Here is a 19398-nt window from a genome sequence, read left to right on the forward strand (position 1 = left end):
TGCTGGTTTTGGCCAACCATGCATAGGGAATTATATCATTTCAAATACTATTATCTGGCAGGGGTATCAGGAAAAATGATATGCTTGTGATATGAACCTCAGATTCCGACAGATGCAGGCTTTTCATGCAGTGATGGAAACCGGAACCGTCACCGGCGCGGCGGCGACCCTTGGGATTTCGCAGCCGGGCATCTCCAATCTGCTGAGCCAACTGGAGCGGCAGACCGGGATCAAACTGTTCGAACGGGTCAAGGGGCGGCTGACCGCCACGCCCGAGGCAACGCTGCTGTTCCGGGAAATCGATACCGTGGTGCGGGGCTTTGATCATGTGACCCAGGCGGTGATCGATTTGCAGAACAAGCAGGTCGGCCAACTGCAGGTTGCCTCGCAGCATTCGATGTCCTTTGGTTTCATGCCGCGGCTAATCGCCGAATTCGCCCGTGACCGGCCGGATCTGTCGATTTCCTTCCAGTCGCAATATTCGTCCAAGATACAGGAATGGGTGCTGTCGGGCCTGTTCGAGATCGGCATCTGCGAAATGCCGCTTCTGTATGATGCGCTGGATGTGCATCCGGTCACCGTGGAATGTCGCATCGCCATGCCGGAGGCCAGCCCACTGGCCCGGCACGAGGTAATCACGCCAGAATTGCTGGAGGGCGAACCGTTTATCGTGATGGGGCCGGATCACATGACCCACCGCCGCACCCGTGAAGCGTTTCTGCAGGCGGGGGTGCCGCTGCGGGCGCGGGTCCATGCGCATCTGTTCAAGAACCTGCTGAGTTTCGTCAAAGAAGGCATGGGCGTTGCCATCATTGATCCCTTCGTGCTGGAATTCGACCGGGACGGCGGCTTTGTCTCGCGCCGGTTTAAGCCCGCAATCCTGATGGAAATGGCCGTCATCACCTCAAGCGCACGACCGCTTTCGGCGATCGGTCAGGAATTTCTGGACCGGCTGAAAACCGCGCTGGTGCCCTATACCCTGGCCGTGTCAGATTGACCCCGCGCGGTCATACCTGCATCGAAGAGGCCACAACGGGTTATCTCAACGACGCTTATCTGTTGACTTGAGGGCCTGCTATCGCGTGAATTTATGGTAATTTTACGATTTATGGCTGTTTGAGAACGCAAAGCGGGAGGGCACGGATATGGAGCGCGGTGGCAAGACGGTTTACGGAGCGACCGTTGGGATCCTGATGCTGGAAACGCAGTTTCCACGGGTGCATGGCGATGTCGGAAATGCGCTGACCTGGGATTTTCCGGTGCAGTATCGTGTTGTCGAAGGCGCCAGTCCCGACCGGGTGGTGCGCAATGACCCATCCGACCTGGCCGAGCGCTTTATCGAGGCGGGGCATGACCTGATCCGCACGGGCTGCGATGGTATCACCACCACTTGCGGTTTCCTGTCGCTGATACAGGAGGAGGTGAAATCGGCGCTTGGCGTGCCGGTGGCTACATCCTCATTGATGCAGGTGCCGATGGTGCAAAGCCTGCTGCCCGCCGGGAAACGCTGTGGCGTTCTGACGATCTCCGAAGAGGCGCTGGGCCCGGAGCATCTGGCCGCTGCGGGGGCGCCGCCGGACACGCCGGTGGTGGGAACCGATGGCGGGCGCTGCATGACCCGCGATTTTCTGGGGGACAAGCCGACAATCGACTTCGCGGCCTGTCGTCTCGACATGATCGATGCGGGTCTTGGCATGATGCAAAGCTATCCGGACGTTGGTGCCATCGTGCTGGAATGCACCAATATGGTTCCCTATGCGCGGGACCTGCGCAAGGTCACCGGGGTGCCGGTTTATTCCATTTACAGTTTCATCAACTGGTTCCAGGCCGGGTTGCTGCCGCGGCATTTCCCGCTAGAGGTGGATGATCCGCGCTGGATGTGACGCGGCGCACACAGGCTATTTCTGACTGACGGCGCTGTGCCATTCGTTCAGGAACCGCGCCCGCTTCAGTCGATCCAGGAACACCAGCAGCCCCGGCCCCAGCTGGATCGGCCGCAGGGGCGCGCTGTGATCGCTGGTTTCGACAGGGTAGCGGTGAAACGGGTAGCCGGGATCGGGATCAGAACCCCAGGCTGCCTGCAACAAATGATCGACAAAGGCTCCGGCCAGATCCGGTTGCTGGGCATTTTCCAGGATTACGGCAGTGCGCAGCATCATGTTGGTGTAATCCTGCGGATCGATGATCACGATACTGTCTGTCAGGTCCGTGCGCGCCAGCGCGTAACTGCCCAGCACATTATAGGCGATGGCGAGATCTCCGCGCGCGACATCGCGGATCATCTGCCCCGAACAGCAGTACAGCCGCACCTCTAGCCCGCCAAAGATCTCCATCAGGCGCCAGTAAGAATCCGAGGTCCGCGCATCCTGGGTGGCAAACAGATAACCAAGGCCGCTGGTGGCGATGTCATAGGTGCCGAGACGGCCTCGGAAGCGATCGGGGTTCTGTCGTAGAAGGCGGATCAGATCCTGTCGGGTCCGGGGCAGTTCCAGCCCGGTAAAGGCGGCGCGCGACAACAGCAGGGATGCAGGCTCCTGCGAAAAGGCAAAGACATGATCGCGCCAGTTCGCCCAGTCCGGCATGACGTCGGTCGCGGCAGACCTGTGGCGCCGGGTATAGCCATCGTTGGCCAGTTTGGTCTGCAGGTCCATGGCAGAAGAGACGGCGATATCAAACCGCGCCTGCGGGCCCGAACCCGTGGTCACCACCTCCATCAAAACAGCGCTGCTGACGGTGGTGTATTCGATGGCGGTGCCCGGCCTGTCCGCAAGAAAACTCTCGACCAGCGGCGCCAGAACATCCATGTCCGTGGTGGACAATACCCGCAGCGCCGGGGCGCCCTCGGGGCCAAAACGGCGGAATTCCTCTACTTCAAAACTGGATGCGGGCAAGGCCAGCCCCAGGGCCGACACCATCAGCGCAAGGGAAAAGACAAGGAAACGCATGCTCCGGCTCCTGTATCTGAAGGGGCGATGATCAGCTTACCACCATGGGCTTCGGCAACTTCGCGGGCAATGGTCAGCCCGAGGCCGGAGCCGATTGTCCCGGCGGCATTGCTGCCGCGCACAAACCGTTCGGTCAGGGCGGCTGTGTCTGTGTCTTCGGGAAATCCACCTGCCTGATCTTGGACCGAGACGATGGCGTCCAGCGGTCCCTGCCGCACCGTGACCTCAACATTGGTTTCCGAAGGGGCGTATTTGATGGCGTTATCCAGAATATTGCGCACTGCGTTCTGGATCAGAATGGCATCGCCCCAGAGCGGCGCAACCCCGTCGCAGGCAAACTGCAGGTCGATATCCTTCAGATCCGCCACGGGCCGCAGCCGATCGACGAGATCATGGGTCAGCGTATCAAGGGCCACCTCCTTGCGTTCCAGACTGTCGGTGCGGAAGGTCACCATGGCATGATCCAAAAGCTGCCCCGCCGCGCGGGAGCTTTCGTCGATGGCGCGGATCATCTCACGCAAGGAGGCCCGGTTTTCTGCCTTGTCCACTCGGCGCAGGGTGATTTCGGCCTGTGCCCGGACCGTGGCCAGCGGCGTGCGGACCCGGTGCGCGGCCTCGGCGATGAAGTCTTCGGATCGCGCGAGGGAGACCCGCAGGCGTTCAATGAACCGGTTCAGTGATTGCACCAGTGGCAGCATTTCGCTGGGCACCGCATGGCGGACCGGGCGCAGATCCTTTGGGCCGCGGCGCGAGACAACGGCACTGAGCGCGTGCAGCGGCTGGATGCTGGATTGTGCGGCCCAGACACCAAGCAGGGCGGAAATCAGGAAAAAACCGCCGCCCATCAACATGGCCCAGCGGGTCAGCCGCCCCAGCTCGGCCGCCTGTCCTTCGCGGGTCTGAGCCACGGTGATGACCACATCAACCGGTCCGTTATTCAGGGACAGGCGCCGGACCAGCGCCACCATGCGCAGGCTGCTGCCGCGGTAGCTTTCGGTATCAAAGGCGGGATCTCCCGGGGCAGGGCGCTGGGCGGTCTGCGGCAGGTCTTCGTATCCGGTCAGCAGCTGGCCATCCTGACGCACACTGTAGAACACCCTGTCATCGCTGACATTGCCCAGCATCGAAAGCGCCGCATAGGGAATGTCAAGGGTGACGGCGCCGGATTGTACCCGTACCGAATCCATGATCGATGTCGCCGAGGCGAGCAGGATGCTGTCATGGGTGCGCTGAGACACGTCGCGCGTAAAGACAAGAACGGTGAAAAACAGGATCGTGGCCAGACACGCCGCGCTCATCACCACCTGCAGGATCAACCTGCGCCGCAGCGATCCGCTGGTGCGCAGGGGAGGGGGCTGGGGTGCGGGGGGCTGCGGCGGGGTCATGCCAGCGACATCCGGTAGCCCAGCCCGCGCACGGTTACGATGGCTGCGCCGGATCCGGCAAGGCGCTTGCGCAGCCGACCCACGTAGACCTCGATGGCGTTCTCCGACACTTCCTCGTCGTAGGAAAACAACCGATCCACCAGTTTTGCCTTGGAATAAATGCGGTCTGGGGCGCTCAGGAAGATTTCTAGCAGCCGCAGTTCCTTGTTGCGCAGCGGCACCGGGGTTCCGGCCACCACAAGCGTGCCGGCCAGCGGATCAAAGACCAGATTCGCGAATCGCTGCTGGTTGGAACTGTTGCCGCCCTGACGCCGCAGAACCGCACGGCAGCGGGCTTCCAACTCGGAAAAATCAAAGGGTTTGGTGATGTAATCGTCAGCGCCAAGGTCCAGCACGCCGACCCGGTCCGACACTTCTGATCGCGCAGTCAGCACGATCACCGGGGTCTTTCCCTCGCGGGCGCGATGGGCTTTCAGGAAACTGCGGCCATCCCCGTCCGGCAACATAATATCCAACAAAATCAGATCGTAATCCGTGGTTGCGGAAAATGCCTCGGCGTCCCGGGCGCCTGGCGCATGGTCGACAACATGGCCATCCATCCGCAACCGGTCACAGACCGCAGCTGCCAGGCTCATGTTGTCCTCAACCAGCAGAAATCGCATCCCATCCCTGTCCTTGATCCGGCGCATGCTGACAGGTCTGTGACAGGTCCGTGTCAGCTTTGCGTGTTCTTCATTCAGTCATGAGCGGCTTGGCCGCCAATTGTCAAATGGGAGGACAACACATGACATTTACCCTGACCCGACGGGCCCTGATGGCTGCGGCGACCGCGACCCTCGCCCTTGGCGCACCCGCGATGGCCGAAGACATGGCCGTCGACAGCATCCATTTCCTGATTCCCGGCGGCGCCGGCGGTGGCTGGGACGGCACCGCGCGCGGCACCGGCGAGGCGCTGACCAAGGCAGGTCTTGTGGGCACGGCATCGTTCGAGAACATGTCGGGCGGTGGCGGCGGCAAGGCCATCGGCTATCTGATCGAGAACGCCGACAGCAACCACGGCACCCTTATGGTGAATTCCACCCCCATCGTGATCCGGTCCCTGACCGGGGTCTTTCCGCACAACTTCCGGGATCTGACCATGGTCGCGGGCACCATCGGTGATTATGCGGCCATCGTGGTCGGCAAGGACAGCCCGATTAATTCCATGTCCGACCTGATCGCGGCCTACAAGGCTGACCCGCGCGGCACTGCCATCGGCGGTGGCTCGGTTCCGGGCGGCATGGACCACCTGGTCGCGGCCATGGTGATGAAGGCTGCGGGCGAGAACCCGACTGAGGTCAAATACATCCCCTATGACGCGGGCGGTATGGCCATGGCGGCGCTGCTGTCGGGCGAGATCAAGGCGCTTTCCACCGGGTTCTCCGAGGCCATCGATCTGGCCAACGCAGGCGAGGTGAAAATCATCGGCGTCACCGCAGATGACCGCGTTCCGGCCTATGCCGATGCCATGACCATGAAGGAGCAGGGCATAGACGCGAGCTTTGTCAACTGGCGCGGCTTCTTCGGTGCCCCCGGCCTGCCGGAAGAGCGCAAGGCGGCCTATCAGGCAGCCATCGCCAAGATGTACGACACGCCCGAATGGGAAGAGGTGCGGGCCCGCAACGGCTGGGTCAACATCCACAACAGCGGCGAAGACTTCGAAAAGTTCCTGGAAGGACAGGAAGAGGTCATCAAATCGCTGATGCAGGAACTCGGGTTCCTCTGATCCCGTGTTTCCAAACCGGCGTCGCCTGTCGGGCATCGATAGATCTGCCCGGCAGGCGACGCCATCCCATTTTCCAAGACGTACCCGGAGGAGAGCATGGCGCTTGATCGATGGATCGCGCTGGTCATCCTGCTGATCAGCCTCACCTATGGCTATGCGGCCTATTTCACCATGGACGCAGGCCTTCCGCCCTTCATGAAATTCAATGCCATCTGGCCCAGCACCTTTCCCAAGGTCCTGTCGGTGCTGGCGGCAATCTGCGCCCTGATCATTGTGTTGAGCCCGCAAAAGGGCGACAGCGGCCCCAAGGTTGGCGACATCGATCACCGACGGCTTGGCGATTATAAACTGGGGCAGGCGCTGGCGCTTCTGGCCCTGATGGTGGCCTATGCGCTCTTGCTGCGCCCGGCAGGGTTCCTGATCTCCACGGTGGGCTTCCTGACCCTTGGCGCGGTGATCCTGGGTGAGCGCAAGCTGCACGTCCTGCTGCCCATCGCGGCGCTTGCGGCGGGCGGCGTCTGGTATCTGGTGCAAGAGGTTCTGGGGATCTTCCTCAGCCCCTGGCCGATCTTCTTTGGCGTGGGAGGCTGATATGTTCGAAGGTATCATGATTGGCCTTTCCAGCGCCTTTTCCCTGACGAACCTGATGATGGTGATCGGCGGCTGTCTGATTGGCACATTCATCGGCATGCTTCCGGGCCTTGGCCCGATGAGCATCATCTCGATCATGATCCCGGTGGCGATCACCATCGGCGACCCTTCCGCGGCGCTGATCCTGCTGGCCGGGGTGTATTATGGAGCGATTTTTGGTGGCTCGACCTCGTCGATCCTGATCAATGCGCCGGGGGTTGCTTCGACCGTGGCGACCTCGTTTGATGGCTATCCGCTGGCGCGGCAGGGGAAGGCGGGCAAGGCGCTGACGGTTGCAGCCATTTCGTCCTTCTGTGGCGGCAGCATCGGCGCGGTTCTGTTGATGATCTTTGCGCCCGCGCTGGCGACCGTGGCGCTCTTGTTCCATTCGGCGGAATATTTTGCGCTGATGGTGGTGGGGCTGTCGGCCATCGCGGCCTTTGCGGGAACCGGTCAAGTGGTGAAGGCGCTGCTGATGACGTTGCTGGGGCTGATCATGGCCACCGTGGGCGAGGGCGCGCTGTTCAACATGCCGCGTTTCACCATGGGGATCATGGATCTGCAGTCCGGCTTTGGTTTTATCACCCTTGCCATGGCGATGTTCGCCTTGCCCGAGGCGCTGTATCTGGTGCTGGATCCCAGCCGGTCCAAGACGGAGGGCGGCAGCAGCGAGATCAAGGACCTGCGCATCACGCGGGACGAAGCGCGCGCGATTGCGCCGGTGATTGGCCGCCAGTCGATCCAGGGCTTCCTGATCGGGGTGTTGCCGGGGGCAGGGGCCACCATCGCCTCGTTCCTGGGCTATGCGGTGGAGCGCAACATTGCGCCCAAGGAGGAGCAGGAACAATTCGGCAAAGGCTCGGTCAAAGGGCTGGCGGCGCCGGAAAGCGCCAATAACGCGGCCTGCACCGGATCCTTCGTGCCGCTGCTGACGCTGGGCATTCCCGGATCGGGCACCACGGCGATCCTCTTGGGTGCGCTCATCGCGCTCAACGTCTCGCCCGGGCCGCGTCTGATGATCGACGAGCCGCAGATCTTCTGGGCGGTGATCATCTCTATGTATGTGGGCAATCTTGTGCTGCTGGTGCTGAACCTGCCGCTGATCCCTTACATCGCCAAGGTGCTGGCGGTGCCGCGCAACTACCTGATCCCCTTCATCCTGTTCTTCACCCTGATGGGGGCCTACATCGGGCAGAACAACGCAACCGAATTGCTGATCCTTGTCGGGCTTGGCATCTGCGCCACTGTGCTGAGGTTCGCCGACTATCCGCTGGCGCCGTTGCTGATCGGCTTCATCCTTGGCTCGATGCTGGAAGACAACTTTGCCCGCGCGATGCAGCTCTATGATGGAATGGGGTTCCTGCTGGACCGGCCGATGACGCTGGCGCTGCTGGTGCTGGCGGGGCTTTTGGTGCTGTTGCCCAGCTTTCGCGCGCGCCGCGCTCGGCTGCGGCAGGCCGGTGTGTCCGATGGCGACTGAAGACTGGAGCTGAATTGGCACTAAACACTGGCCCGGGCGGATATCCCGGGCCAGTCTTTTTGTCTGCGTCGGATGGTCCTCTGTCTGACGCTCGCCCACTCTGGCAGGGTCTTTCGGGAACGCGCGCAGATGCCGGGAGGGCTGCACATGAAATCACTTACCTTGACCCTTGTTCTGTCAGCCCTGCCGCTGGCCGCCTTCGCGGATGTGCTGGAGGTGCAGAAGGTTGCCGATGATGTCTGGGCGCTGGTTGGTCCGAAAAGCCAACGCAACACTGAGAACCTTGGCAACAATGCCACCTTCGGCGTGGTGGTGACCTCCGAAGGGGTGGTGCTGATGGATCCCGGCGGCTCCTGGAAAGGCGCCGAGATGATTGACGCCACCATCGATCAGATCACCGACCAGCCGGTGACCTATGTGATCGACACGGGCGGGCAGGATCACCGCTGGCTGGGCAACGGCTACTGGCAGGCGCAGGGCGCGACGGTGATCGCATCCGAGGCTGCCGTGGCGGATCACAAGGACCGCCAATCCATGCAGATGACCATGCTTTCGCAGCTTTTGGGCGATGAGCTGGCAGGTACCGAGCCGCGCTATGCCGATGTGACCTTTGACGCCGGTCATGATCTCGCTGTCGGCGGTCTGACCTTCCAGATCACCCATCACGGGCAGGCCCATACGCTGGGCGACAGTTTTGTCTGGCTGGAAGATCGTGACGTGATGTTCACCGGGGATATTGTTTATGTGGAGCGGATCCTAGGCGTCGGGCCGCAGTCCAACGCCAAAAGCTGGATCGAGACCTTTGAGGCGATGGCGGCCTATGAGCCGACCCATGTGGTTCCCGGCCATGGCCATGCCACCACGCTGGAACAGGCCCGCGCTGACACCTACGAATACCTTGTGAACCTGCGCTCCCAGATCGGTGCCCTGATCGAAGAGGGCGGTGACATCATGGACGCGCCCGGGGTTGATCAGTCTGCTTTTGCCGGGCTTGAGCAATTCGACAGCCTGGCCGGGCGCAATGCGCAGACGGTCTATGAGGAGATGGAGTGGGAATAACCCCGCTGGCCGTTCTGTAACCTGTAGCCGCCTCCATCCCGGGGGCGGTTTTTGTTTCGGCCCCTGTCATAAGGCTGTTACAAAATCTTCACTGTCATGAGCTCTTTATTTCCTATATTCATGAAGTATGGAAAAAGAGATTCCCTCCCGCCTGACCACGCTTGGTCATCCACAGCGACTGGCCATTTTCCGGCTGCTGATGCGGCGCTATCCGGACCGGATGCCCGCAGGTGAAATCGCCGGGGCGCTGGATCTGAAGGCCAGCACCCTCTCCGCCTATCTGTCTGCGCTGATGCAGGCGGGGTTGGTGACGCAGGAACGGGTCGGGACCTCGCTGCTCTACACTGTCGATATGTCAGCGGTGCAACAGACCTTTGACTATCTGATGCTCGATTGTTGCCGTGGGCGTCCGGACCTTTGCCTGCCCACCGCCACTTCCCCCCAAACAGGACACCCCGCCATGACCGCGCGCAAATACAACGTGCTATTCATTTGCACCGGAAATTCCGCCCGCTCGATTTTTGCCGAAAGCATCCTGCGCGATCGCGCGTCGGATCGCTTCAACGTCTACTCCGCCGGAACCCGCCCCCAGTCAGATCTGAATCCCTTCGCGGTGGAGGTGCTGCAATCCAAGGGGCACGACACCGCGCATCTGCGGGCCAAGAACACGGCTGAGTTTACAGGTCCCGGTGCGCCGCAGATGGATTTCGTCTTTACCGTCTGCAATCAGGCCGCCAACGAGGAATGCCCTGCCTGGGACGGTCAGCCGATCAGTGGCCACTGGGGCATGCCGGACCCGGTCAAGGCCGAGGGCACCGATGCCGAAAAAAGCCTCGCCTTTCATCAGGCCTATGGCGCGCTGAAACGCCGGATCGAGGCCTTTACGGCGCTGCCCATCGAAACACTGGACCGCATCGCCCTGCAACACGCGGTGGATGATATCGCCAGCCAAGCACAGGAAGACACCTAATGACCACATATGCTGTGAACGGCCTTGGCCGGATCGGAAAACTTGCTCTGAAACCGCTGCTGGAGCAGGGCGCGCAAATCGCCTGGATTAACGACGCGGTGGGTGATCCGGAAATGCACGCACATCTTCTGGAGTTCGACACGGTGCATGGGCGCTGGGATGCGGAGTTTTCCCATGATGCAGACAGCGTGACGATCAATGACATGCGTCTTCCCTTCGTCGGCACCTCCGATCTGTCCAAACTGCCGCTCGACGGCGTGGATGTGGTCATCGACTGCACCGGTGTGTTCAAGACAGAGGCCAAGCTTGCCCCCTATTTCGACGCGGGCGTGAAAAAGGTCGTGGTCTCCGCCCCGGTCAAGGATGGCGATACGGCCAATATCGTCTATGGCGTCAATGAGGGCACCTATGATCCGGCGCGCCACAGCATCGTGACGGCTGCCAGTTGCACCACCAATTGCCTGGCGCCTGTGGTCAAGGTGATCCACGAAAATCTGGGTATCCGGCACGGCTCCATCACCACCATCCACGATGTCACCAATACCCAGACTATCGTCGACCGCCCCGCCAAGGATCTACGCCGGGCGCGCTCGGCGCTGAATTCGCTGATCCCGACAACCACCGGCAGCGCCACGGCAATCACGCTGATCTATCCGGAGCTTACCGGGCGCCTGAATGGCCATGCGGTGCGGGTACCGCTGCTGAATGCCTCGCTCACCGACTGTGTTTTCGAGGTGGAGCGTGAAACCACCGCCGAAGAGGTCAACGCTCTGTTCAAGGCCGCCGCCGAAGGGGAGCTGGAGGGCATCCTTGGCTATGAGACCCGCCCGCTGGTCTCGACCGATTACACCAATGATCAGCGCTCTTCGATCGTGGATGCGCCCTCGACCATGGTGGTCAATGGCACCCAGGTGAAAGTTTATGCCTGGTATGACAATGAAATGGGCTACGCTTGGCGGCTTGTCGATGTGGCCCTGATGGTCGGAGCCTCACTGTGAACCATCGCCCCGAGGGTCTGTCGGCCTATGTAGCGGTGACGGCGGCCTATTGGGCCTTCATGCTCACCGATGGGGCGCTGCGGATGCTGGTCCTCTTGCATTTTCACACGCTGGGGTTCTCTCCGGTACAGCTGGCCTATCTCTTTGTCCTTTATGAAATCGCCGGGATGGTGACCAACCTTTCGGCGGGCTGGATCGCGGCGCGGTTCGGGTTGGCGGCGACGCTTTATGCCGGGCTGGGATTGCAGATCGTGGCGCTGGGCGCGCTGACGCAGCTTGATCCGGACTGGGCCATTGGTGCCTCGGTCGTCTTCGTGATGTGCGTGCAAGGCATTTCCGGCGTGGCCAAGGATCTGGCCAAGATGTCGTCGAAATCGGCGGTGAAACTGCTGGCGCCATCCGCAAACGGCGGACTGTTTCGCTGGGTGGCGGTGCTGACCGGATCCAAGAACGCGGTAAAGGGCCTGGGCTTTTTGCTGGGCGCGGCCCTGCTGGCGACGCTTGGGTTTAGCTGGTCGATCATTGCTATGGCCATGGTTCTGGCGCTGGTCTTTGCCGCCATCGTGATGCTGATGCCGCCGGGGCTGCCGACCGGGCGCAAGGGCGCGAAGTTTTCCGAGGTGTTCTCGAAATCCGCCAATGTGAACTGGCTGTCGGCGGCGCGGGTGTTCCTGTTCGGCGCGCGCGATGTCTGGTTCGTGGTGGGCATCCCGATTTATTTCTACGCGGTGCTGTCGGATGGATCCGAAGCGGGCAACCGCGCGGCCTTTTTCATGATCGGCACATTCACGGCAGTCTGGATCATCCTCTATGGTGCGGTGCAGGCCGCTGCACCGTGGCTGCTGGGCGCAGCCAAACGGCCCGAGGGCGCCTTGATCCGCGCCGCGCGCGGCTGGGCGCTGGCGCTTTTTACCGTGCCAGCGGCGCTGACCCTTGCGGTCTGGATGTCGCCGGCGCCGCAGCCCTGGCTGACGGCGGTTCTTGTCCTTGGCCTTCTGGCCTTTGGCGCGCTGTTCGCGGTGAACTCTTCGCTGCATTCCTACCTGATCCTGGCCTTCACCAAGGCCGAGCGGGTCACGATGGATGTGGGTTTTTATTACATGGCAAATGCGGGCGGTCGCCTGACTGGTACGCTTCTGTCCGGGCTGACCTATCAGGTTGGCGGGCTCGCGCTTGTTCTGGGGACGGCGGCCCTTATGGTGGCGCTGTCGGCGCTTGCCGCGGGCAAGCTGCACGTTGAAGGCGCGGAGGTCACGCCATGAGCATCTTTGAAAGATATCTGAGCGTCTGGGTCGCGCTGGCCATGGTGGCAGGCATCGTCATCGGCAATATCGCACCGGCGTTGGTGCAGATGATCGCGGCGGCGGAACTGGCGCGGGTCAATCTGGTGGTTGCCGTGCTGATCTGGGCGATGGTCTATCCGATGATGGTCGGCGTCGATCCGGCCGCGGTGAAGGATGCCTTCAAACAGCCGCGGGGCTTGGGCATCACGCTGGTGGTCAACTGGTTGATCAAACCCTTCACCATGGCGCTGTTGGGGCTGTTGTTCTTCGAAGGCGTCTTTGCCGATCTGGTATCGCCCGAGGATGCGCAACAGTACATTGCCGGTCTGATCCTTCTGGGCGCGGCGCCCTGCACGGCTATGGTCTTTGTCTGGTCGCAGCTGACGCGCGGGGATGAGAATTACACCCTGCTGCAGGTGTCGCTGAATGATGTGGTGATGGTCTTTGCCTTTGCCCCCATCGTGGCCTTCCTGCTGGGTGTCACCGATATCGAGGTGCCCTGGGAAACGTTGGTCCTGTCGGTGATCCTCTTTGTGCTGCTGCCGCTATTGGCCGGGATCTGGACGCGCAAGCGGCTGGGCAGTGTGGCGCGGATTGAGGGCTTTCAAGCCCACGTTAAACCCTGGTCGGTGATCGGGTTGATCGCGACGGTGACGATCCTGTTCGGCCTGCAGGGGCAGGTGATCCTGGACCGGCCCGAGGTTATCGCCTTGATCGCGGTGCCCATTCTGATCCAGTCCTACGGGATCTTCGCGCTAGCCTATGGCGCGGCCTTCGCGCTGAAGGTGCCGCATCGGATCGCCGCGCCTTGCGCGCTGATCGGCACCTCGAATTTCTTTGAGCTGGCCGTCGCGGTTGCGATCTCGCTGTTCGGGCTGAATTCCGGCGCCGCGCTGGCCACCGTGGTCGGTGTGCTGGTCGAGGTGCCGGTGATGCTGTCGCTGGTGGCCTTTGCCAACCGGACCCGCAGCCGGTTTCCCGGCAACGGGTGAGGGCACAGAGGGACTATGATCAGACCCGGCCCATGCCGATGAACAGCTGGCGATCCTGATCCTTGATTGCCCGGCGCCCGTGCATGATGCGGGTATTGTCGAGCACAGCGATATCGCCGTCCTGCCAGTTGATCTCGGTGGTGCTGTCTTCGGCCAGTTCGCGCAGCTCCTCGATCTCTTCGGCGCTGACCAGGCTGCCATCTGCCAGCCGGTAGACGGGCGGCTCGTAATTGTGCGACGGACCCAGAACCGCATTGGCAAAGCCTGCAGCGCCGGACAGGGCCGAGGGCCGCACCGGGTTCAGCGTGATATGATAGGTGAGCGAGCCATCCTCGTGCATGTCGAAATCCTGGTTCGGGATCGCTGCCTTGAATTGCAGGATATGCTCTTCGGTCACCTCTTCAGGCTCCGAGATTGCGGGGTGTTCATTGGCCAGGTAGCGTTTCCACAAAAGTTCCGGCAGCTTGCGCGAGACGGTCATCGGCTGGCTCCAGCGCGCGCGCTGTGCGTCCGACATGCTGGCCAGCACATCGCGCCCGTCGCAGATCGTGGTCTGCGAGCCTTCAAAGGCGGCCTTGGCGGAATAGAAGGCGACGATATCGGGGCAGACCGGGGTGTTGCCGTTTTCGATATGCAGGCCGATTGGGCCAAGCCCGGCGTCAACCATCTGGGTGTTGCGTTCGGAAAATTCTCGCGCGGGGTCAAAGGTGATGGTGCTGCACAGCTCTGCCGTCAGGGCGCTGAAGGCGGCCATATCAACGTCAAAGCCCCGCAGAAGCGCCCAGCCATCGCGGTTCAGGTGGTCGCGGACGGTGGCAATGGCGGGGGCATCGATCTGGCTGCCGGTGCGCGCGGCGCGGATCACGGTATAGGTCATGTTTGGTCTTTCTTCTTGAAATCAGGAGGGTCTAGGCGCGGCGCAGGCTGTCCAGGGCGGCGATGGTTTTCTCGGCGCGGGCCTGGGCCCCGACAGAGCGGTCGACCAGCTGCGGGAACAGCCGCTGGACTTTGACAAAGAACCGCTCTTTGCCGCGGGGAAAGCTTTCGCGTTTGCCTTTGCGGATCGCTTCCCAGGCTTCTGCAGCCACCCGTTCCGCGCTGTCGAGCGTCATCTCCAGCGGTTCGATCAGGGCGCCGAATTCGCTTTCGGCGGCGGTGCGGGCGGCGCGCGGGGCGATGTAGGTGACGCCAACGCCGCTGCCAGACAATTCGCGCCGCAGCGCGTCAGAAAAGCCCCGCAGGCCGAACTTCGTCGCCGAATAGGCCGCGAAATAGGGGTAGGCGATATCGCCGAAGACAGAGCCGATGTTTGCCACGCGCCCCTTGCCTGCGCGCAAGGCGGGCAACAGATCCCGGGTCAACGCGATCGGGGCCATCAGGTTTGTGTCCGTCATCGCCTGCAGCTGAGCATCGCCGAGATCCGTCAGCCGTCCGACGGTCAGGCAGCCGGCATTGTTGATCAGGATATCAAGCCGCCCACCGACCTGCGCGACCAGCCTTGCGCGATCCTCGGCAAGGGTCACGTCTGCGGGCAGGATGGCGCTCTCAGGCAATCCTGCGAGCGTCGCGGTCTCTTCCAGCTTGTGCCGACTGCGTCCGGTGATCAGCGGCACATGGCCAAGGCGTGCGGCTTCCATCGTCAGCGCCCGGCCGATGCCGGATCCCGCGCCGGTGATAAGAACGGTCTTTTTCTGGGTCATGAGGCAAGGCTTTCGGCTGTCTGGGAAAGAGGCTGCGCCGGGCGGTCGTTGATAATCCGGGCGGCGACGGCGCGGTTCGGGGTGCCTGCCGCAAAGAGCAGGCCCGGCTCTGCCGGAGAGGTCATGATTACCGCCGCAGGCTGCGCATAGGGCGGGATCCCTTCGAGTGCGGCGGCGATCTCTGCGCCGCTGACCGGGGCCGCGGCAGCGACCACCAAAACCAGCGATCCGTCCTCGTGCAGGCCAAGGGCCGAACTGACGACGCGGGGATCGGCGTTGATCCTTTGCTCGACCCACTCGGGTGAGATGTTGCGTCCGGCGCCGGTGACGATCAGCGCGTCCTTGCGCCCGTCCACGATCAGACGCCCGTTTTCGATGCGGCCCAGATCGCCGGTGTGCCAGCGGGCAGGGGGCGGATCGCCATTGAGATACCCGGTCATCACGGTGGGGCCTGCGACGGTGATCTCGTCGTCGATGATCTGAACGTCGAGCCCTTCCAGAATCTCTCCGACGGTGCCGATGGCATTGTGTCCGGGGCGGTTCATCGCCACCACGGCGCAGCATTCCGACAGGCCGTAGCCTTCGTGCGCCGGGATGCCGACAGCCTCGGCGGCGTGCAGCAGCGCGGGCGAACTGGCAGCGCCGCCGACGGCCACGAAGCGCAGCGAGTTGGGAGCCCGGCCGTCCTTGCTGCTGAGGTCTTGAACCCAGCGCCCCAGAAGCGCGGGCGCCAGCAGGCTGGTGGTGGGCCTTTCGCGGGCAAAGGCGGCGGTCAATGGTCCGATTTCGGCGCCGAACAGAGTGCGCGTGGCGTTGAAGTCAAACCGGGTTTCCGCGCCCGCCAGAATGGGCAGGAAGATCCCGCAGATCTGTTCCAGAAGCTGCGCCAAGGGCAGGATCGACAGGTGGCGATCGCTGTGCGTCGGGGCCACCACGGGCAGCAGTGCATTCAGCGAGGCCTGCAACTGGCTGCTTCCGATGACAACGCCCTTGGGGCGCCCGGACGAGCCGGAGGTGTAGATGATCCGCTCTGCCTTGGAGGCTGCCGAGGTCGGGGCTGGTAGTGCTGCGGCATCGGTGTGGCTGAGAGACAGGGGGATTTCCGGCAAAGCGCTTTGCCCGGCGGTTTCGGGTGCGGTGATCAGCGCGCCGATCCCGGCGTCCTTGATCACATGGGCAATCTGCTCGGGCGCAAAGAAAAACGGCAGCGGCACCTGCCGACGGCCGGTGAGGGTTAGCGCCAGATCGGCCACGACATAGGCGCAGCCGCCCGGAAGGGCGATGCCAACGGTGCGGGGCGCACCGTCCAGCCGCGCCGCAAGCGCGGTGACTTCGGCGGCAAGATCGGCCCAGGTCAGGCTGTCGCCATCGCCGGAAAAGGCGACCGTTTGCGGGCGCTCTGCCGCGTGACGCCACAGGGCCTCGAATACCATGTCCATTATGCGGCACCTCCCTGAAGGCCCGGCAGCGATGCAGGCGCAGCGGTGCCGGGCGTCAACAACGCCAGATCCGTCTCGGTCTCGATAAAGGCGCAGACCCAGGGATCGGTGTCGTAATAGCTTCCCCAGTTGTCTGGGTCCGCCACGCGGTCCGCCTCAGCGGCGCAAAGGGGGATATAGCCCAGCCCGGTGCGCGTCAGCAGGCGGCGCAGGGGCAGGGTGGCAGTGAATACGCCGCAGACCACGCCCTGCTGCCGTCCCCAGTCGATCATGCGGTCGAGCAGGGGCAACACCGGAAAGGGCGACACCGAGGCCAGGGATGTTACCTCCATGATCTGGCTGGCGTGGATATCGCGTCCGGTGCGTTCCTTCAGGACCTCGCAGAAATCGCCATTCAGGTAGCAGTCCGAGAAAAACCCGTCCTGCGCCGTGCGGATCCCGGCCGCGCAGAGGATCTTACCCTCTGCGTTGGAGGCTGCTGCCAGAACCGGGGCAAAGCCTTTGACCTGCGCCGCATAGGTGGTGTCGTAAACGTCACGGATATGGGCCTCAGCGGCTTTACGGCCGGGAGAGGTCGGCGTCAAAAACTCAATTCGCATGGAGCGCCTCGCTTGGATTTCCTGTTGTCTAGGGAAATCGCCCGCCAGGCTTACAGCCCGCTTACAGGTTCGCAGAACCATGGGCGGAGCAGGTCAAGTATCTGTGATGTTTTATGAAAATTCGATGCTGAACCGGCTGCCACCGCCATCCCGGTCGGCAATGTCGACCCGGGCGCCATGGGCTTCGGCCACGGCTTTCACAATGGCCAGGCCAATTCCCGAGCCCTTGCCCCGGCCCGGCTCGGAGCCGCGGTTGAAGCGTTCGAACAGCGCCTCACGTTCCGTTTCCGGCACCCCGGGACCGCGATCCAGAACCGCGATGCCGGGTGGATTTGCCATGACGCAGATTTCAACCTCGGTTCCGGCGGGCGAATAGATCAGCGCATTGCGCACGAGATTGTCCAGCGCGATGGCCAGAAGGCCCTCATTGCCGCGGATCCGGACGCCCTTGGCGCCGGTGACGGCCAGGCTTTTGCCCGCGCGGATTGCGTTCGGGGCCTGAGCGCAGGAGATCTGCACCGCCAGATCGTCCAGAGCAATCTCCTGAAAGGTCGAGGGTTCCAGCGCATCGGCGCGGGCCAGATCGATCAGCTGTTCAAAGATCTGCTCTAGCTGTTTCAGATCCTGTTTGAGGCGTTGGCGGACCTCGGCGTCACCGATGGTATCGACGCTGGAGTGCAGCACCGCGAGAGGGGTGCGGACCTCATGCGCCACATTCGAGGAAAACTCGCGCTGCGACCGGTAGCCTTTTTCCAGCCGGGCAAAGGCGCTGTTAACGGCAGCGACGAGGGGCACGATCTCGGACGGCAATCCTTCGGGCGAAAGGCGCTGGTCCGGGGCGTCGGGGCCGATACTGCCGGCCTGCTGCATGACGCGATCCAGCGGCCGCAGGGAGAGCCGCGCCGCCAGCAGCGCCGATGACAGTACCAGCACCGCGCCAAGAACGATCCAGATGATCTGCTCTTCTACCTCGTGCCACATGGCATCAAGGATGCTGGTATCGGCGATGGGGGCATAGGCCGAGGCAAGGACGCAGATCTTCAGCCCTGCATTGATGCCGCACAGCGCCATGCCGCGCCGCTCTCCCGGCAGGTCAATCTCGGCAGCGGTGCCAAGCGACAGCGGTGCAATCTGCGCCTTGATTTGCGGAGAGGTCTCACCGCCCGCGAGCAGCTCCATCTCCGGACCAAACACCGTATAGCGATAGGCGCCCTCGGCGCCGCGAAACCGGAGCGATTGCACCGGCAGGCCATATTTCTCCGCCTCCGGGTCGGCCTGAACCAGAACCTCGTTTGCTTCGCGCAGCAGCGTCTCTTCGAGGTTTTCTTCCAGATGTTCGAAAAACTCGGAGATCAGGATCGTGACGGACATTGCGATGGCAAGCAGCAGCGCCAGAACGATATTGACCGTCAGCTTGCGCTGCAGTGAGCCCGGTCCGCCAAGGGGGGCATGGGCAGACTGGGCAAGGGCCTTCATTGACCGTCGTCTTCCATCAGGTAGCCGATGCCCCGCAGCGTGTGGACGGTGCTTGCGGCGCCCAGATCCTGCAGTTTCTTGCGCAGCCGGTGAATCGCGACTTCGATGGCGTTCGGCGTCGGCGGCGCATCAAATCCGTAAAGCGCGTTCTCAATGCTGTCCTTGGACAGGATGCGCCCCTTGCGGCGCATGAAGACCTCCAGCAAATCCAGCTCGCGACGGGAAAACCGGGCGGGCTGGCCAGCAATCTCAACGGAACGATCGTTGGTGTCAAAGCGGATGTTGCCAAGGCTCAGCTTCAGCCCCAGCGCACCGCCCGGGCGGCGCAGAACGGCGCGGATGCGGGCGATCAACTCGCTGCTGTCAAAGGGTTTGACCAGATAATCGTCAGATCCGGCGTTGAGGCCCTTCACCCGTTCGTCCAGTGCATCACGGGCGGTGCAGATGATCACCGGCGTGTCGGCATTGGCCTGTTTGATCCCATCAAGCACCGACAGCCCGTCCATGTCCGGCAGGCCCAGGTCGAGGATGATCGCGTCATAGGAATAACTCCGCGCGGAATGCACCGCATCCGCGCCAGTCGCCACCCAGTCGACGACGAAATCATTGCTTTCAAGGCTGGCACAGGTGTTTTGCGCCAACCTTTCGTTGTCTTCCACATAGAGAAGCCGCATGGG

The 19398-nt window shown here is 62.5% G+C and carries 19 protein-coding genes; 10 read left to right on the plus strand and 9 right to left on the minus strand.

The window, feature by feature from the left end; translation table 11 throughout:
* The first annotated feature begins 91 nt into the window (after positions 1-91).
* Positions 92-997 carry a LysR family transcriptional regulator gene (locus tag SM764_RS06640; RefSeq protein ID WP_369001350.1) on the plus strand — a complete coding sequence of 302 codons (906 nt, stop codon included), beginning with the start codon at positions 92-94 and terminating at the stop codon, positions 995-997.
* A 148-nt stretch (positions 998-1145) separates the two neighbouring features.
* On the plus strand, positions 1146-1883 hold the full coding sequence (locus tag SM764_RS06645) for an aspartate/glutamate racemase family protein (RefSeq protein WP_274867357.1): 738 nt from the start codon (positions 1146-1148) through the stop codon (positions 1881-1883).
* A 15-nt stretch (positions 1884-1898) separates the two neighbouring features.
* Here SM764_RS06645 and SM764_RS06650 read toward each other — a convergent pair whose 3' ends face one another.
* The 3 genes from SM764_RS06650 to SM764_RS06660 are packed head-to-tail and all read right to left on the minus strand — an operon-like array spanning position 1899 to position 4992.
* Complete coding sequence (locus SM764_RS06650; protein ID WP_369001352.1) at positions 1899-2945, minus strand: ABC transporter substrate-binding protein; 1047 nt, start codon at positions 2943-2945, stop codon at positions 1899-1901.
* On the minus strand, positions 2915-4330 hold the full coding sequence (locus tag SM764_RS06655; protein WP_274832370.1) for a sensor histidine kinase: 1416 nt from the start codon (positions 4328-4330) through the stop codon (positions 2915-2917). The genes SM764_RS06650 and SM764_RS06655 overlap by 31 nt, the downstream gene beginning before the upstream one ends.
* Positions 4327-4992, minus strand: coding sequence for a response regulator transcription factor (locus SM764_RS06660; RefSeq protein WP_274832371.1), 666 nt, complete (start codon positions 4990-4992; stop codon positions 4327-4329). The genes SM764_RS06655 and SM764_RS06660 overlap by 4 nt, the downstream gene beginning before the upstream one ends.
* A gap of 122 nt (positions 4993-5114) precedes the next feature.
* On the opposite strand from SM764_RS06660, the gene SM764_RS06665 reads away from it, so the two are divergent.
* The 8 genes from SM764_RS06665 to arsB all read left to right on the plus strand — a co-directional run bounded on the left by SM764_RS06665 (position 5115) and on the right by arsB (position 13507).
* The gene (locus SM764_RS06665; protein ID WP_369001353.1) at positions 5115-6095 is read left to right on the plus strand and encodes a Bug family tripartite tricarboxylate transporter substrate binding protein; all 981 of its coding nucleotides are present in this window, start codon (positions 5115-5117) and stop codon (positions 6093-6095) included.
* 96 nt (positions 6096-6191) lie between these two features.
* A complete protein-coding gene (locus SM764_RS06670; RefSeq protein WP_065270962.1) occupies positions 6192-6686 on the plus strand; it encodes a tripartite tricarboxylate transporter TctB family protein in 495 nt (164 codons plus the stop codon).
* Position 6687: 1 nt separating this feature from the next.
* On the plus strand, positions 6688-8205 hold the full coding sequence (locus SM764_RS06675; RefSeq protein ID WP_369001354.1) for a tripartite tricarboxylate transporter permease: 1518 nt from the start codon (positions 6688-6690) through the stop codon (positions 8203-8205).
* A gap of 147 nt (positions 8206-8352) precedes the next feature.
* Entirely contained in the window at positions 8353-9264 is a 912-nt protein-coding gene (locus tag SM764_RS06680; protein ID WP_368946914.1) for an MBL fold metallo-hydrolase, read from the plus strand.
* A 127-nt stretch (positions 9265-9391) separates the two neighbouring features.
* Positions 9392-10234, plus strand: a complete 843-nt coding sequence (locus SM764_RS06685) for an arsenate reductase/protein-tyrosine-phosphatase family protein (RefSeq protein WP_368946915.1) — start codon at positions 9392-9394, stop codon at positions 10232-10234.
* Positions 10234-11232 (plus strand): ArsJ-associated glyceraldehyde-3-phosphate dehydrogenase, encoded by a 999-nt coding sequence (locus SM764_RS06690; RefSeq protein WP_368946916.1) that lies wholly within the window; start codon positions 10234-10236, stop codon positions 11230-11232. The genes SM764_RS06685 and SM764_RS06690 overlap by 1 nt, the downstream gene beginning before the upstream one ends.
* Positions 11229-12494, plus strand: a complete 1266-nt coding sequence (gene arsJ, locus SM764_RS06695) for an organoarsenical effux MFS transporter ArsJ (RefSeq protein WP_368946917.1) — start codon at positions 11229-11231, stop codon at positions 12492-12494. Before SM764_RS06690 ends, arsJ begins: the two co-directional genes overlap by 4 nt.
* Positions 12491-13507, plus strand: coding sequence for an ACR3 family arsenite efflux transporter (gene arsB, locus SM764_RS06700; RefSeq protein WP_368946918.1), 1017 nt, complete (start codon positions 12491-12493; stop codon positions 13505-13507). The genes arsJ and arsB overlap by 4 nt, the downstream gene beginning before the upstream one ends.
* 19 nt (positions 13508-13526) lie before the next feature.
* On the opposite strand, the gene SM764_RS06705 is transcribed toward arsB, so the two are convergent.
* From SM764_RS06705 to SM764_RS06730, 6 genes are all read right to left on the minus strand, one after another.
* On the minus strand, positions 13527-14384 hold the full coding sequence (locus SM764_RS06705; protein WP_368946919.1) for a TauD/TfdA family dioxygenase: 858 nt from the start codon (positions 14382-14384) through the stop codon (positions 13527-13529).
* 31 nt (positions 14385-14415) lie between these two features.
* On the minus strand, positions 14416-15207 hold the full coding sequence (locus SM764_RS06710; protein ID WP_368946920.1) for an SDR family NAD(P)-dependent oxidoreductase: 792 nt from the start codon (positions 15205-15207) through the stop codon (positions 14416-14418).
* Positions 15204-16646 (minus strand): AMP-binding protein, encoded by a 1443-nt coding sequence (locus SM764_RS06715; protein ID WP_369001356.1) that lies wholly within the window; start codon positions 16644-16646, stop codon positions 15204-15206. The genes SM764_RS06710 and SM764_RS06715 overlap by 4 nt, the downstream gene beginning before the upstream one ends.
* Positions 16646-17245: a thermostable hemolysin gene (locus SM764_RS06720; protein WP_065270953.1), complete on the minus strand. Its 600-nt coding sequence runs from the start codon at positions 17243-17245 to the stop codon at positions 16646-16648. The genes SM764_RS06715 and SM764_RS06720 overlap by 1 nt, the downstream gene beginning before the upstream one ends.
* 111 nt (positions 17246-17356) lie before the next feature.
* A complete protein-coding gene (locus SM764_RS06725) occupies positions 17357-18721 on the minus strand; it encodes a sensor histidine kinase (protein ID WP_369001358.1) in 1365 nt (454 codons plus the stop codon).
* Positions 18718-19395: a response regulator transcription factor gene (locus SM764_RS06730; RefSeq protein ID WP_274832381.1), complete on the minus strand. Its 678-nt coding sequence runs from the start codon at positions 19393-19395 to the stop codon at positions 18718-18720. The genes SM764_RS06725 and SM764_RS06730 overlap by 4 nt, the downstream gene beginning before the upstream one ends.
* Positions 19396-19398: the final 3 nt, after the last annotated feature.

The sequence above is a fragment of the Pseudophaeobacter sp. 1A16562 genome, assembly GCF_041008785.1.
Lineage (GTDB): Bacteria > Pseudomonadota > Alphaproteobacteria > Rhodobacterales > Rhodobacteraceae > Phycobacter > Phycobacter gallaeciensis_A.

Excerpts from the sequence above, each read along its gene's own strand:
- SM764_RS06640 (WP_369001350.1), top strand. The coding sequence starts at position 92 with ATGAACCTCAGATTCCGACAGATGCAGGCTTTTCATGCAGTGATGGAA.
- SM764_RS06645 (WP_274867357.1), top strand. The coding sequence starts at position 1,146 with ATGGAGCGCGGTGGCAAGACGGTTTACGGAGCGACCGTTGGGATCCTG.
- SM764_RS06650 (WP_369001352.1), bottom strand. The coding sequence starts at position 2,945 with ATGCGTTTCCTTGTCTTTTCCCTTGCGCTGATGGTGTCGGCCCTGGGG.
- SM764_RS06655 (WP_274832370.1), bottom strand. The coding sequence starts at position 4,330 with ATGACCCCGCCGCAGCCCCCCGCACCCCAGCCCCCTCCCCTGCGCACC.
- SM764_RS06660 (WP_274832371.1), bottom strand. The coding sequence starts at position 4,992 with ATGCGATTTCTGCTGGTTGAGGACAACATGAGCCTGGCAGCTGCGGTC.
- SM764_RS06665 (WP_369001353.1), top strand. The coding sequence starts at position 5,115 with ATGACATTTACCCTGACCCGACGGGCCCTGATGGCTGCGGCGACCGCG.
- SM764_RS06670 (WP_065270962.1), top strand. The coding sequence starts at position 6,192 with ATGGCGCTTGATCGATGGATCGCGCTGGTCATCCTGCTGATCAGCCTC.
- SM764_RS06675 (WP_369001354.1), top strand. The coding sequence starts at position 6,688 with ATGTTCGAAGGTATCATGATTGGCCTTTCCAGCGCCTTTTCCCTGACG.
- SM764_RS06680 (WP_368946914.1), top strand. The coding sequence starts at position 8,353 with ATGAAATCACTTACCTTGACCCTTGTTCTGTCAGCCCTGCCGCTGGCC.
- SM764_RS06685 (WP_368946915.1), top strand. The coding sequence starts at position 9,392 with ATGGAAAAAGAGATTCCCTCCCGCCTGACCACGCTTGGTCATCCACAG.
- SM764_RS06690 (WP_368946916.1), top strand. The coding sequence starts at position 10,234 with ATGACCACATATGCTGTGAACGGCCTTGGCCGGATCGGAAAACTTGCT.
- arsB (WP_368946918.1), top strand. The coding sequence starts at position 12,491 with ATGAGCATCTTTGAAAGATATCTGAGCGTCTGGGTCGCGCTGGCCATG.
- SM764_RS06705 (WP_368946919.1), bottom strand. The coding sequence starts at position 14,384 with ATGACCTATACCGTGATCCGCGCCGCGCGCACCGGCAGCCAGATCGAT.
- SM764_RS06710 (WP_368946920.1), bottom strand. The coding sequence starts at position 15,207 with ATGACCCAGAAAAAGACCGTTCTTATCACCGGCGCGGGATCCGGCATC.
- SM764_RS06715 (WP_369001356.1), bottom strand. The coding sequence starts at position 16,646 with ATGGACATGGTATTCGAGGCCCTGTGGCGTCACGCGGCAGAGCGCCCG.
- SM764_RS06720 (WP_065270953.1), bottom strand. The coding sequence starts at position 17,245 with ATGCGAATTGAGTTTTTGACGCCGACCTCTCCCGGCCGTAAAGCCGCT.
- SM764_RS06725 (WP_369001358.1), bottom strand. The coding sequence starts at position 18,721 with ATGAAGGCCCTTGCCCAGTCTGCCCATGCCCCCCTTGGCGGACCGGGC.
- SM764_RS06730 (WP_274832381.1), bottom strand. The coding sequence starts at position 19,395 with ATGCGGCTTCTCTATGTGGAAGACAACGAAAGGTTGGCGCAAAACACC.